This window comes from Thermaerobacter nagasakiensis (assembly GCF_055396825.1).
Genome location: NZ_AP043740.1, coordinates 1,098,980 through 1,112,226 on the forward strand (window position 1 = coordinate 1,098,980; position 13,247 = coordinate 1,112,226).

At 72.1% G+C, this 13,247-nt stretch carries 9 protein-coding genes; 5 read left to right on the forward strand and 4 right to left on the reverse strand.

The window, feature by feature from the left end; translation table 11 throughout:
* The first annotated feature begins 51 nt into the window (after positions 1–51).
* The 4 genes from ACZ5T9_RS04755 to ACZ5T9_RS04770 all read left to right on the forward strand — a co-directional run bounded on the left by ACZ5T9_RS04755 (position 52) and on the right by ACZ5T9_RS04770 (position 5,130).
* Positions 52–1,929 (forward strand): spore germination protein, encoded by a 1,878-nt coding sequence (locus tag ACZ5T9_RS04755; protein ID WP_464834140.1) that lies wholly within the window; start codon positions 52–54, stop codon positions 1,927–1,929.
* Positions 1,930–2,004: 75 nt separating this feature from the next.
* Positions 2,005–3,243 (forward strand): GerAB/ArcD/ProY family transporter, encoded by a 1,239-nt coding sequence (locus tag ACZ5T9_RS04760; RefSeq protein ID WP_464834142.1) that lies wholly within the window; start codon positions 2,005–2,007, stop codon positions 3,241–3,243.
* Positions 3,243–4,553 (forward strand): Ger(x)C family spore germination protein, encoded by a 1,311-nt coding sequence (locus ACZ5T9_RS04765; RefSeq protein ID WP_464834394.1) that lies wholly within the window; start codon positions 3,243–3,245, stop codon positions 4,551–4,553. The genes ACZ5T9_RS04760 and ACZ5T9_RS04765 overlap by 1 nt, the downstream gene beginning before the upstream one ends.
* A gap of 133 nt (positions 4,554–4,686) precedes the next feature.
* Positions 4,687–5,130: an RDD family protein gene (locus tag ACZ5T9_RS04770; RefSeq protein WP_464834143.1), complete on the forward strand. Its 444-nt coding sequence runs from the start codon at positions 4,687–4,689 to the stop codon at positions 5,128–5,130.
* Positions 5,131–5,205: 75 nt separating this feature from the next.
* Here ACZ5T9_RS04770 and ACZ5T9_RS04775 read toward each other — a convergent pair whose 3' ends face one another.
* Positions 5,206–5,946, reverse strand: coding sequence for a gamma-glutamyl-gamma-aminobutyrate hydrolase family protein (locus tag ACZ5T9_RS04775; protein WP_464834145.1), 741 nt, complete (start codon positions 5,944–5,946; stop codon positions 5,206–5,208).
* A gap of 735 nt (positions 5,947–6,681) precedes the next feature.
* Between ACZ5T9_RS04775 and ACZ5T9_RS04780 the strand changes: the two genes are divergently transcribed.
* Positions 6,682–8,634 carry a right-handed parallel beta-helix repeat-containing protein gene (locus tag ACZ5T9_RS04780; RefSeq protein WP_464834146.1) on the forward strand — a complete coding sequence of 651 codons (1,953 nt, stop codon included), beginning with the start codon at positions 6,682–6,684 and terminating at the stop codon, positions 8,632–8,634.
* Positions 8,635–8,746: 112 nt separating this feature from the next.
* Here ACZ5T9_RS04780 and ACZ5T9_RS04785 read toward each other — a convergent pair whose 3' ends face one another.
* The 3 genes from ACZ5T9_RS04785 to ACZ5T9_RS04795 form a co-directional block, all read right to left on the reverse strand.
* Positions 8,747–10,351 carry an AMP-binding protein gene (locus ACZ5T9_RS04785; RefSeq protein ID WP_464834147.1) on the reverse strand — a complete coding sequence of 535 codons (1,605 nt, stop codon included), beginning with the start codon at positions 10,349–10,351 and terminating at the stop codon, positions 8,747–8,749.
* A gap of 242 nt (positions 10,352–10,593) precedes the next feature.
* The gene (locus ACZ5T9_RS04790) at positions 10,594–12,183 is read right to left on the reverse strand and encodes an acyl-CoA dehydrogenase family protein (RefSeq protein ID WP_464834149.1); all 1,590 of its coding nucleotides are present in this window, start codon (positions 12,181–12,183) and stop codon (positions 10,594–10,596) included.
* On the reverse strand, positions 12,180–12,941 hold the full coding sequence (locus ACZ5T9_RS04795; RefSeq protein ID WP_464834150.1) for a TetR/AcrR family transcriptional regulator: 762 nt from the start codon (positions 12,939–12,941) through the stop codon (positions 12,180–12,182). The genes ACZ5T9_RS04790 and ACZ5T9_RS04795 overlap by 4 nt, the downstream gene beginning before the upstream one ends.
* Positions 12,942–13,247 lie beyond the last annotated feature (306 nt).

Consider the following 13,247-nt stretch of genomic DNA (forward strand, 5'->3'; position numbering starts at 1 on the left):
GGTTCTGGCGGTGATCTTATCCAGGTGGGAAGGGTGGGAGGTGGTGGGTGCGTGAGCCGCAGCGTGCAGCGGATGGGGTGGGGGCCGGGGGACGGGGCCCGGCCGGCCGGCGGGCAAACCCGGGCCGGGGTGCAGCCGCCGGCCGGGGCGCCCGCCCGGCAGCCCGTCCACCCTGAGGCCGGGCTGAAAGGCGCCGCCGGGCGGCTGGATCGCCTCCACGCCCGGCTGCCGGCCTGGTCGACCACGCCTCCGGGAGGCCGGCCGCCCCTGGCGGAAACCCCTGCCACCCGGTTGCGCGAGCACCTGGAAGACTTCCTGGGCCGGATGGACCGCTGGGTCGCCGACCTGGCGCTGGAAGAAGCCGTACCGGCGGAGGTGCGGTCGCTGGAGGCGCTGGTGCGGGATGCCCTGGGCCACGCCGCCGACCTGGTGACCGTGCCCTTCCGGCGCCCGGGGGGCGCGGAACTGCTGGTCATGTACGTGGACGGCCTGGTGGGCGACACCCTGCTCAACCAGTTCATCCTCCGGCCGCTGCTGGAACGCCTGCCGGCCACCGCACCCCAGGTGGCCCGCTGGCTGGACCGGGGCCTGTTGCCCGGCGGCCGGGTTCGTCCCGTGACCCGACTGACAGAGGCGGTCGACGGGCTTCTGGAAGGGTGTGCCCTGATCGCCGTCGACGCCGCGGGCGGACTCCCCGCCGCCGGTTCCGGGAGCGCACCGGCGGCCGGTGCCCCGGAACAGGGGGCGTCCGGTGCGGGCCCCGCGGCCACCCCGGACGGGCAGCGGGCCGGCGGGGTGACCACCGCGTGGCTGGTGGACGTCCGGGAGTTCGAGCACCGCGGTGTGGACGCCCCGGCCACGGAAGGGACCATCGGTGGCCCGCGGGAGGCCTTCGTCGAGGTCCTGCGGGTGAACACCGCGACCCTGCGCCGGCGGCTGCGCACACCCTACCTGCGCATCGAAGAGCTGGAGACGGGCCGCCTGAGCCGCACCCGGGCGGCCGTGGTCCATGTGGCGGGGCGGGCCGACCCGGGCACCGTGGCCCTGGTCCGCCGGCGCCTGGAAGCGGCGCCCTGGGACATGCTTTTCTCGGAGGAACAGGTGGAGGCCCTCTTGCAGGACCGGCCCCTCTCCCTCTTCCCCCAGGCGCGGCTCACGGAGCGGCCCGACGTGGTGGCGGCGGGGCTGATGGAGGGGCGGGTGGCCGTCCTGCTGGACGGCACACCCTTCGCCGTGGTGGTGCCCCTGCAGTTCTGGGACCTGCTCCAGTCGCCCGACGACTACTACCTGCGCTGGCCTTTCGCCGGCATCTTGCGCATGGTCCGGTTCTTCGCCGTTCTGCTGATGACCGTGGGGCTCCCGCTCTACGTGGCCGTTACGACCTACAACCAGGAGCTGATCCCGCGGGAGTTCCTTTTCTCCCTGGCAGCCTCCCGCGAATCCCTGCCCTTTCCGACGGCGCTCGAGGCCGTCGGGCTGAGCTTCGTCTTTGACATCCTGCGCGAGGCCACCACCCGGCTGCCCCGCCAGGTGGGCGGGGCCCTGACCATCGTGGGGGGTCTGGTCATCGGGGATACGGCGGTGCGGGCGGGTATCGTCACCGCTCCGACCCTGATCCTCATCGGCGCCAGCGCCATGGCCGCCTTCGCCCTGCCCACCTTCGCAGCGGCCATTCCCTTCCGCGTGCTGCACTACGTGTTCCTGGGGGTGGCGACCGTGCTGGGGATGTACGGGCTGGTCACGGCGTTCCTCATCGTGCTGGCCCATATGGTGTCCCTGCGTTCGGTGGGCGTGCCCTACCTCACGCCCTATGCGCCGTACCGCCCCCAGGGCTGGGAGGATGCCCTGGTCCGCGCCCCCTGGGCGATGATGCGGGGCAAGCCGCCCCTGATCGGACGCGAGGGCGCGGGCGCCGGTGCAGGCCAGTGAGGGGGCGGGGGCGAGGCTTGGACGGCACGCTCAGAGAGGCAGGAGCCCGAGGCAGGCGGCGGGGAGGAACCGGCCGTGCCGCGCCGTGACCAGGTCGATCCCGCCTCCATCGCGGCCCTGCTGATCGTGGTGGTGCTGGCCACCCTGGCCTTCTTCCTGCCGCGGTCGCTGGCGGCCGTCGCCGGCCGCGACGCCTGGCTCGCCGTGCTGGCCAGCACCCCCGTGGTGGCCCTGGTGGTCGGGGCGTGGTACGCCTTCTACTTCCGCCCGGGGCTTACGCCCCTCGACCGCCTGCGGTTTCACCCGCTCATGCGGTGGCTGGTCCTCCCTGTGCTGGTGGCGTATGCGACCTACCACGCCGGCGGCATTCTGGGCGAAACGGTGCTCCTCATGGTGGTGGTCTTCCCGGAGACGCCGGTATGGGCTTTTCATGCCACCATGGCCCTGACCACGTGGGTCCTGGTGGCGTACGGGCGCGAAACCCTGGCGCGGCTGGGGCTGCTGGTCCTGCCGGTGATGGTGCTGGCCCTGGTGACGAACCTGCTCATCCTCCTTCCGGGCAATGCGGAGTGGGCCCAGCTCTTGCCGCTGCTGGAAGGGGGCGCGGGGCCGCTGCTGCGAGGGATCCCGGTGATGGTGGCGGCCACGGCCGAGACCCTGATCCTGACCTACTTTGCCGACGGGCTGTCGTCCCGCCATGGTGTTCTGCGGCCGCTGATGCTTGCCGCGGCGGGCATGGTGGTGCTGCTGGCCGGTGTGGCGCTGGCCGGCATCGTCGTGCTGGGTTCGGGGGAAACGGCCCGGGCGGTGGCCCCCACCTTTATCCTGGCGCGGCTCGCCCGGCCCGTGCCCGTGATGTCCCACCCGGAGGTGTTCACGATTTCGGCATGGCTGCTGGGCATTGCCCTGAAGCTGGCTCTCTTCGTCTACGCGGCGGGGGTGACGGCACGGGCAGGCCTGGGGCTCACCGAGCGGTGGCAGGGAGCGGTCCACGGGCTGATGACCCTGGCTGCGGTCGTCGTGGCGGCCATCCTTTTCCCCGACACCGAGCGCTGGGACTGGCAATTTAACCGGGTCTGGCCCCTGGTGGGGATGGCCGGGCTGGTGGCGGGGCTGGTGACCGGCCTGTTGCCCGCCCGGCCGGGACGGGCGGCCGCAAGGGCGGAGGAACGGTCCCCGGGGCAGGCACCGGCGGGGATGCCCGCCGGGCGGTACCGTCCGGGTTACGGCCCGGCGCCCCAGGGCGACGAGGCCCCCGAAGCCGGGCACTCTGCCGCCGCCGGCGGGGAGCCTGCCGGGGAGCGGATGCCGTGATGATGGGCCGCGGGGGCCGCTGGCGGGCCGGGTTCGTCCTGGTTCTGAGCGCCCTGCTGCTGGGCGGATGCTGGGGCTACAACGAGGTCAACGACCTGGCCTTCATTACGGTGGCCGCCCTGGACCGGAACCCTCAAGGACGCTACCTCTGGACGGTGGCGATCCCCGTGCCCGAGCTGGTCCTGCCGGCATCGGTGGGGGGGAGCGGTGCGGGAGGGCCGGGCATGAGCCGCAACACGCTGTTCCGGTCGGCACCCGGTCAGACCCCGCGCATGGCCGCCGAGTCCCTGGACCGCAGCGTGCCGCGGGAGGTCCGCTGGTCCTTCACCGAACACATCCTCATCGGGGAGCCGGCCGCCCGGTCGGGCCTGCGGCCCCTGCTGGAGATGATCTCCCGCAGTTACCGGGTGGAGCGCAAGGCCTCCCTTTATGTGGTCCGGGGCGAGGCGGGCCGCTTGCTGGAGGCGCTGCAGCCCGCCCTGGATCGCTCCCTGGCCCGTTCCTTCGATGCCCTGGGCCGGAAGAACCGGCCAGGAACCACCCGCGTGGTGGACGGCAACACCGTGCTGCGCTGGCTCGATACGCCGGGCATCGACCCCTTCCTGCCGGTGCTGGCCACCGGCCGGACCCGGGATACCATCAACCCGGTGCCGGCGGGCCTGGCCCTTTTCGCCCGGGACCGGCTGGTGGGGTTCCTCCGCCCGCCCCTTGACGTGGGGCTGCTCATGGCCCGGGGTGAGGCCCACCCCTTTACCCTGGCCGTTCCCTGTCCTGAGGCGGCCGGAGGCGGTGGGAGTGTTCAGGGTGCGGCCGGTCCGGAGGCGAGCGGCTTGGCGACGGGCGGTCCAGGCGGTGCCGGCGGCGGTGCGGGCGGCGGGACGGGGGGCGACGCGGGCGGGGAAGGGCAGGGTGTGCCGGTGCAGCCGGTGGTGTCCTTGCGGATCGACCGCAACGAAGCCCGCATCCAGGTGGAGCAGGCAGTACCGCCGCCCCGGGTGGCCGTCGAGGTCAAGCTGGCGGGAACCCTGCTGGAGTGGCAATGTCCCGGCGGCCGCGTCGACGAGGCCCGGGCCATGGCGGTCGGCCGGGCGGTAGCCCGGCACGCGCAACGGCAGGTTCGGGCGGCCCTGGAGCAGGCCGCCGCCCTGGGCGCCGATCCCGCCGGCTTGGGGACGGCCCTGTACCGGCAGGATCCCGCGGCGTGGCGCGCCCTGGAGGCCGGGTGGCGCCGCGAGCTGCAGCAGCTGAGGCCCGCCGTGCGGGTGAGGTTCCACCTGCGGAGTTACGACCTCACGGTGTCGGCCCCCTGAAGTTTTACGGGGCAGGGCCCGAGGGCAGGATGCCCAGGTGCAGGAAGGATGGCCTGCGGCGCGAATATCCTGGCATACAATGCCAGGGGATGAACGGGGCGTGCGAAGGCCTCGCGAGAGGAGGAGAGGCGCCATGGCGGTGACGAATCCGGCCGGCTTCTGGAAGCGCTTCGCCGCCAGCCTGCTGGACGGGATCGTGGTGGGCGGGCCGATCACCTTGGCGGGCTACCTGGCCACCGGCACCGCTGAAGCCAACTGGTTCACGTCGCTGGCCAATCTCCTCTACGCGCTGGTGGTGCCCGTGGTCTGGCACGGGTACACGGTCGGCAAGCGCATCGTGGGAATTCGAATCGTACGGCTCAACGGTGCCCCTGTGGGCATCGGCACCATGTTCCTGCGCTCGGTGGTGGGAGGGCTTGTGTACTTCGTCACCCTGGGGGCCGGCTTGATCGTCAGCGCCATCCTGGTGGCGGCCCGGGAAGACAAGCGCTCCCTGCACGATCTCATCGCCGGAACCTATGTCACGGCCGACCCGCCCGCCGTCCAGGCTGCGGGGCCGGTGGGGATCTCCTCGTAAGGCGGTTGTCGCATTCGAGTCCCTATTCCTTTTGCCATTGATTTGACGAGTTCTTGCTATTGATTTGACCATTCCTTACATTTCCCGTTCCTTGCCTTTTGCCCCGGCTGCCGCCACCAGCGCCTGGAACAGCCGCTGTTGCACGGGGTCGTCCTCGATGCCGTCCTCGGGATGCCACTGGACGCCGATGGCCAGGGGATGGGCGGGATCTTCCCACTCCACGGCTTCGACCACGCCGTCGTCCGCGGTGGCCACCACGCGCAGGCCGGGAGCGGGGCGGTCCACCGCCTGGTGATGCCGGGAGCGGACCTGGACCACCTCCTCCTTCAGGATCTGGTGGAGGCGGGAACCGGCCACCACCCGCACCGCATGCAGCGCCCGCGGCCCCGACGGGTCGGCGGGGGTGTGCGGAACGGTGTCCCCATAGCGGTCAGGGATGTGCTGAACCAGATCACCACCCAGGGCGACGTTCATAACCTGGGCGCCGCGGCAGATGCCCAGCAGGGGCACGCGGCGCTCGATGGCCAGCCGCACGAGGGCCAGTTCGAACCGGTCCCTGGCCGGGGCTACGGGCCGGGTTTCCCGATGGGGGTCCGCACCGTAATAGGCGGGGTCCACGTCGCCACCGCCCACCAGGACGATGCCGTCCACCCCGTCGACGACCTCCTCGGGTGGGGGTGCGGCGGGATCAAGGACATCCAGCACCACCGGCTCGCCGCCCGCCAGGGCGACGGCCGTCAGGTAAGCCCTCGGGACGGGCGGGCGGCCCAGGGCGCCGGAACCGGTCGAGGTCAGGCCGATGCGGGGACGGGCCACGGCAATCCCTCCGCAGGTGCAAGGATCTGGTTGATGTGCTGTTCGCGGGTGGCGGGCTGGTTCCTCCTGGTGGTTTCGACGGGGTGGAACCTTTCCGGAGCCCTTCCGGAAGCAAGGACCGGCGCCCGCCAGGTCGAATCGGCGGGGCAACGGAATGCGCCGGGCGCCGATTCGGAGGCAGGCCGGAGGACGGGGACCGGGTGGCGGGAGCCGGCCCAGGGAGCGGCTGGCGAGAGCTGGGCCGGGCGGACCGGGCGGCCGGCACTGGGCCGGGGGACCAGGTGGCCGGAGACCCCGCTAGTTCATACGGCGCCAGAGGCGCCGCCGGTGCTGGGGGATGCCGGCGGGGTGATGCTGCGGGAGGGAAGCCTCATGGGGGATGGCAAGAGCGGTGGCGAGGGGCGGGCCATGGAGCCGGCCGGGGTGCGGGTCGGGTTTCAGGTCGGGGTGCCGGCCGGGATGCCGGCGGCGATGCCGGTCGCGGGGCCGGGTGGGGGGCCGCTCGGGGGGCCTGCCGCGTGGCCAGTTCGGCCGCTGCTGTCCCTCTCCGCCCGAGTCAGGGCACAGGTGGCCCGCCGTTGCCGGCGGCCGGCCAGGGGGCTGGTCCTGGTTGCCCTCGCGGTCGCGGTGGCCGCGGGGAGCGCGGGAACCGGGGGCAAGCTCGGGGGCGTCCCGGCCTCCGGAAGGGTGGAGGCCGCATCAGGGCCGCCGTCCACCGCCTCCGGAGGGCCGGAGGTGTACGTCGAAGGGGGCGACGACTTCTTCCGCGACGCCGTGGTCCGCGTGGTGCCCGGCACCACGGTGGTCTGGAAGATGACCGGGCGCAACCCCCACACGGTCACCGCCGACGACGGTTCCTGGGATTCGGGGCACCTCGTGCCCGGCGACGTGTACCGCGTCCGCTTCGACCGGCCCGGCCGGTACAACTACTACTGCGTCTACCACGGGGCCCCCGGCGGCGTCGGGATGGCGGGCGCCGTCATCGTGGAAGAACCCGGCACCGCGGGTGAGGCGGCACCCGGCACGCCGGCTGGCGGGGCGAGCGGAGCCCCAGGATCGGCGGGAGGCCAGGGCCCGGGCACGGGAGGCCAGGGCTCGGGCGACGAACCCCTGCCCCCGGCACCGCCGCCGCGACCGGCGGGGCCCTACCACACCCTGCGGGTGCCGGAGGATTACCCGACCATCCAGGCGGCCGTCGATGCCGCCCAACCCGGTGATCTGATCCTGGTGGGGCCGGGCGTGTACCGGGAGGAGGTGGTGGTGACCAAGCCCCACCTGACCCTCCGCGGCCTGGACCGCAACCGGGTGATCATCGACGGGGAGTTCAAGCGGGCCAACGGGATCAAGGTCCTGGGCGCCGACGACGTGGTCGTCGAGAACATGACCGCCCGCAACCACCTGCTCAACGGCTTCTACTGGACGGGCGTACTGGGCTACCGCGGCTCTTACCTGACGGCTTACAACAACGGGGATTACGGCATCTACGCCTACGACTCGGTCTACGGCCAGTTCGACCACTCCTACGCCTCGGGCAGCCCCGACTCGGGCTTCTACATCGGCCAGTGCAAGCCGTGCCACGCCGTGATCACCCAGGTGGTGGCCGAGTACAACGCCCTCGGCTACTCGGGGACCAACGCCGGCGGCAACCTGACCATCATGAACTCCGTCTGGCGGTACAACATGTCGGGCATCGTTCCCAACACCCTGGACTCGGAGAAGCTGGCCCCCCAGGACGGGACGCGGATCGTCAACAACCTGATCTACAGCAACCACAACCTCGACGCGCCGACCAAGGCCCTGCAGTACCCGTCCTTCGGCAACGGGATCGTGGTGGCGGGCGGCATCAACGACGTCATCGAGGGCAACCTGATCTGGGACCACCCCAACTACGGCATCCTCATCGTCCCCAACCTGGACGAGCAGGTCTGGATCGCTTCGGGGCACACGGTGCGGGCCAACACGGTGTGGGATTCGGGCCGGGCCGACCTGGCGCTGGCGGCCCCGGCGGGGCCGGGCAGCTGCTTTGCCGGCAACCGCTTCCGGACGAGCCGGCCCTGGGGCATCCAGGCCCTGTACGGGTGCGGGCAGGGGAGCCTCCTGCGCCGGGTGGGCGGTGGCGACCCCGGGCCCTTGCTGGTGACGGGGCGGCTCTTCCTGGCCGCCAGCCTGGGACGGGTGCCGGACAACGACTGGCGGGTCCAGCCCGTGCCGCCGCCCCAGCCCAACATGCCCGATCCCCTGGCGCCGCCCCAGCCGTCCTGGCCGACCCCGGAGAGCCGCCAGGTGCCGGCAGCGGTGGAGGAGGCGCCGGTGGATCCGCCGTCCCCCCTGCCGGTGGAGGTGTTGCGCGGGGCCGGTGAGCCAGCCGCCGGGGCGCCCGGCGCGACCGCCGGGGAAGAACCGGCCGTCCTGCCCCCGGCGGCCGAGCTCCCGCCGGCAGGCCGGCCCCTGGCCGCCGACCTGGCCGGAGCGGCGGGATACCTGGCGATGATGGTCCTGCCCCCTCTGGCCGACCTGGCCCTGGTGGTCTGGACGGGGCGGGACACCGGCCGGCGCCGGCTGCGGACCTCGGCCCGGATCGCCTGGGTGGGGCTGGCCGTGGTGCTGCCCCTGCTGGGCGGGCTTGTGTACTGGGTGTCGGCGCGGTGGGGCCGTTGGCGGGTCCGGGCGGCGGGAGCGCGGTCGTGAGCACCCGGCAAGGACTGCGGGCCCTGGCCGGGTGCGCGATGGCCAGGGCCCGGGTGTGGTAACGGCAACGGGCAGCTCGCCCCCCGCGGGGCAGGCCGGGCGGGGGGCCGACCTAACCGGCCAGCTGCTGCCGCAGGGCCGCCTTGCTGATCTTCCCGGCGCTGGTCAGCGGCAGCTGCTCGGCGAAGACGAACCGGTCGGGGATCCAGAAGCGGGCGAGCCGGCCCTGTTCCACCGCTGCCGCCAGATGGCTCCGGAGCGCCGCTTCCAGGCGGGCCCGGGCGTCATCGCCGGAGAGCTCCCGGCGGGGCTGCACCACGGCCAGGGGCCGCTCGCCCCAGCGCTCGTCGGGCTGGGCGATGACGGCCACCGCCGCCACGTCCGGATGCTCGGAGATCAGCGCCTCCAGCACGCCGGTGGCGATCCACTCCCCGCCGCTCTTGACGGCATCCTTCTTCCGGTCGACCACGTAGAGGGTGCCGTCGGGGTTCATCACACCCAGGTCGCCGCTGCGGAACCAGCCGCCCTCATAGACCCCGCGGCTCCGCTCGGGGTCCTTGTAGTAGCCGTCGGGCAGCCAGGGAGAGCGCACCAGCACCTCGCCGATGCTCTTCCCGTCGGCGGGGACGGGTTGGCCGTTGTCGCCCTCCAGCCGGACCTCGACCATGGCCAGCGGTAGCATGTTCGTCCGGAGCGCCTCCCAGGCCTCGGGCGAGCCTGGCTCCACGCCCCGGGGCACCACCGAGATGGTGGCCGCGAGCTGGTCGGAGCCGCCGTAGATCACGCTGTAGGCGATACCCCGCTCGCGCGCCCGCCGGGCCAGCCCCGAGGGCACCGGGCTGCCCCCGGTGAGGACCTTGTACCCCTTGAGCTCGCTGACCCCGGCCTGGTCGGCCGCCTCCAGCAGCATGTGGAGCTGGGTCGGCACCATGTTGGACCAGGTGACCTGTTCGTCCAGGATCAAGCGCAGCTGCTCGGCGGGCGTGGCCTTCCCCGGCAGGACCAGCTTGGCGCCCAGGTAGGGGACGAACAGCGCCGTCCCCCAGCCGTGGATGTGGAAGAAGGGGATGCACGGCATGTACACGTCGCGGCTGCCGGCCGCCGCCCCGGTGGGATGGATGGCCAAGTGGTGCAAGATTCCCAGGGAAGCCAGAAGGACGTCCCGGTGCCGGTAGAGCATCCCCTTGGGCCGGCCCGTGGTGCCGGTGGTGTAGAAGATGGAATACGGGTCGGTCTCGCGGACCTTCTCTGCCTCGTCCGGGACCTCGGCCCGGCCCTCGTGGACGAGGTCCTCATGGGTCGGCGTGCCCGGCTCGGGCGACTCGTCGCCGTCCGTCAGCCAGACCCAGTTCCGGAAGAGCGGCCGCGCCTTGGCCAGCGGCTGCCGGAACCCCTCCCATACGAACATCCACTCGACGCCGGCGCGCTGGAGGCTATAGAGGAGGTCGTCAGGCGGCAGGCGGAAGTTGATGGTGTGCAACACGGCCCCCAGCATGGAACTAGCGTAGTGCAGCTCCAGGTACCGGTGGCTGTTGACGTCCATGACCCCCAGCACGGTGCCCCGGCCCACGCCCTGCTTCTTCAGGCTCTGGGCCAGGCGCAGCACCCGCTCGTAGACCTGCTCGTAGGTGAACCGCCGCCCCCCGTAGACGATCTCGGACTCCGGCCCGTTGTGCAGAGCGCTCTTCAATACCTCGTGGACGACCAGCTCGCGCACCGGACGCTCCCCCTCTCCGCGTAGGTAGTGATGGCATGCAGGCCCGACCGGCGGGCCGGCCGGTGCGGGCTCCTTGTCGTCGTTCCCGTCGTTCATCGGCCTTGTGGTACCCGGATCGCATGTTGGGCAATTGCGCAATGGCCAATGGGGCCTGCCGCCCTCCCCGCCACCTCCCCCGTCCCCCACGCCTGCTCACGGGCCTGGGCCGTCCCCCGGGACCCGGCCCAGGGGGCTGCCCGCGCCTATGCGGACCACACCTCCGGCTTCTCCAGTGCCCAGGCCGGGTACTCCTCGCCCAGGAGGAACCGGCGGGCATACAGGGCTGCCAGCTGGGCATAGCGCTCGCCCGCGGTCTCGGCCAGCTTGTACAGGAGGCCCACCTGGGCGGCATCGGCCAGCCGGGCCGTGGCATCCTTCGCGTACCACTGGGCCTCTTCGGGCTTGCCGCCGGCCAGCCGGGCCAGGGTGGCCTCGATGACCTCGCGGGCGGTCCGGGCCTCGGGCGTGCCGGCCTTCTCCAGCATCGGGATGAACTCGGCCAGGAAGGCCTCGTGGGCCCGCTTCTTGTGCATGGCCTCCAGCAGGTCCAGGGCCTGGATGTTGCTGGGCCCCTCCCAGATGGGCGTGATCAGGGCCTCGCGGTGCCAGCGGGCCACGGCGTACTCCTCCAGGAACCCGAGCCCGCCGAAGAGCTCCATGGCCAGCCGCGTCACCTCGGCAGCGTGATCGGCGGTGCGGTTCTTGGCCAGGTGGGAGAGGAACCGGGCGTAATGGTAGCGGGACGTGTAGGGCGGTAACTCGTCCCACGCCTTCTCGAAGAGGTCGGCGGCGTGGAAGCCCAGCACCAGGCCGCCGGCGATGCGCACGGCCATGTCGGTCAGGTCCCGGCGAATCAGCGGGTGGTCCACCAGCTGCCGGCCGAAGGACCGGCGGCGCCGCACCCGCTCCAGCACCTCCAGGTGCGCCTTGCGGGCGATGCCCATGCCGGCGATGGCGTTGGCCAGCCGGGAGACCGTGAGGACCTCGAGGGTGTAGTAGATCCCCTTCTCCGCCTCGCCCACCAGGAAGGCCTCGCTGCCGCGGAAATCCACCTCACCCGAGGGGACGGCGCGGGTGGCGCTCTTGTCCTTGAGCCGGCGGACGTGGTAGTTCAGCTCGCCGGCCCGGTTCATCCGGGGCACGAGGAAGAGGGCCAGCCCCTTGGGCCCGGCGGGCGCCCCTTCCGGCCGAGCGGTGACGACGGCCACATCGGTCAGGCCGGCGCCGCTGCAGAAGTACTTCTCGCCGTCGAGGCGCCAGGCGTCGCCGTCACGGGTGGCCTGGAGGGTGTTGGCGCCCAGGTCGCTGCCGCCCTGGACCTCGGTCATCCAGGTGGCGCCCCAGAACTCGCCGCGGAGCAGCTTGTCCTTCCACTCGGCGAACTCCGGCGCGTACTTATGAATAATGTAGGCGGTCTGGTTCGTGATGGTCAGGATGCAGTAGATGCCGGGGTCGGCCACCAGGTAGCCCAGGGCGTAGTGGTGATGCCAGCTTCCACCTTCATAGGGCGGGCGGTTCATCGGGGCGAGCTCTCGGAGGAGCGCCTCCTGGGCGGGCGACAGGCGCACCCGGTCCACCCGGTGGCCGTCCAGGTCGTGCATGACCAGCACCGGCGGGGCGTCATGGTCTACGTGGTAGGCGACCTCGTAGACCTCCTCACCGGCCAGGGCGCCGAAGCGGCGCAGCTGGGCCTCGTGGACGGTGAAACCCGGCCAGTAGTGCGCCAGCACGTGGCGCAGGTCCGGGTCGAGCTCCCAGTGGTTCTGCCCGTAGGCGTAGGACTGGTATCTCATGCTTCCTGCCCCCCTTGATCCGGCGGGGTGACCGGCCGGACCCCTGCACTTCGCCCCGCGTTCCCGGCGGAGCCGCTCGCCGCGCGGTCCGCTGCGCCGGCGGGCGACCTGGCGGACGAACAGGCCGGCGCCTGGCCGTGCGCTGCCTCCCCGTCGTCCGTGCCGCCCGGCGCTCCGGCGGGCGGGCCTGCCGCACGAATTCGCTCGAGGAATGCCAGCAGTTGGGCCTCGCGGTCCGCCCTGGTCCATTCCGACAGTCCCAGGGCGGCGAACAGGTTGAAGGCAGCGCCCAGGCTCATCATCTGCCAGGCGATGATCCGGGGCGGGACATCGCCACGGATCTCGCCCTGCTCCTGTCCCCGCCGAGCGACGTCTTCCAGGTACCGGGCGTACTTGCGGTAACTCTCCGCCAAGAAGTGGCGGATCTCCGGGTCGTTGTCCTCGGAGACGGCCTTGAAGAAGACCTTCAGGTCGTCGCTGTTCCGGTCGACCAGATCCAGGTAGTCCTGGCCGATCCGCCGGAGGCAGGCCAGGCTCGACGGCTCGGACCGGCGGATGGCGTCCCAGCGCTGCAAGATCCGCCGGGTGACGTCATCGAGTACCGCCAGGAAGAGTTGCTTTTTCGACGGGTAATAGCGGTAGATCAGCGGTTCCGAGACGCCGGCTTCGGCCGCGATGGCCGACGTGGTGCTGGACCGGTAGTTGGACCGGGCGAACACGGCCTTGGCCGTGCGCAGGATCTGTTCGGACCGCTTCACCTTCGCTCGTCGCGGGCAGATCGCGCACCCACCTCCTCGCCCGGGCCGTCCAGAGCCCCGGGGTTGGTGCGAACCATCGCCAGGTGACGCGATGGCACAGGTAACGGGATTACAGCTGAGTGATCACTAACTTATCTACGCCGGTTGCCGTTCGAATCCTTCTCCAACGGCGGCCTCCTGGCTGGGCCCACTCCGGCCCGTCCCCATCCGGGCCGGCAGCGGTGACACCTGGCGGGAGCTACCGGCCCCGACGTCGAAGGGACCGGTCGCGGGGATTCGCCAACGACGCTCCGCGCGTCCGCCGTG

Excerpts from the sequence above, each read along its gene's own strand:
- ACZ5T9_RS04765 (WP_464834394.1), top strand. The coding sequence starts at position 3,243 with ATGATGGGCCGCGGGGGCCGCTGGCGGGCCGGGTTCGTCCTGGTTCTG.
- ACZ5T9_RS04770 (WP_464834143.1), top strand. The coding sequence starts at position 4,687 with ATGGCGGTGACGAATCCGGCCGGCTTCTGGAAGCGCTTCGCCGCCAGC.
- ACZ5T9_RS04790 (WP_464834149.1), bottom strand. The coding sequence starts at position 12,183 with ATGAGATACCAGTCCTACGCCTACGGGCAGAACCACTGGGAGCTCGAC.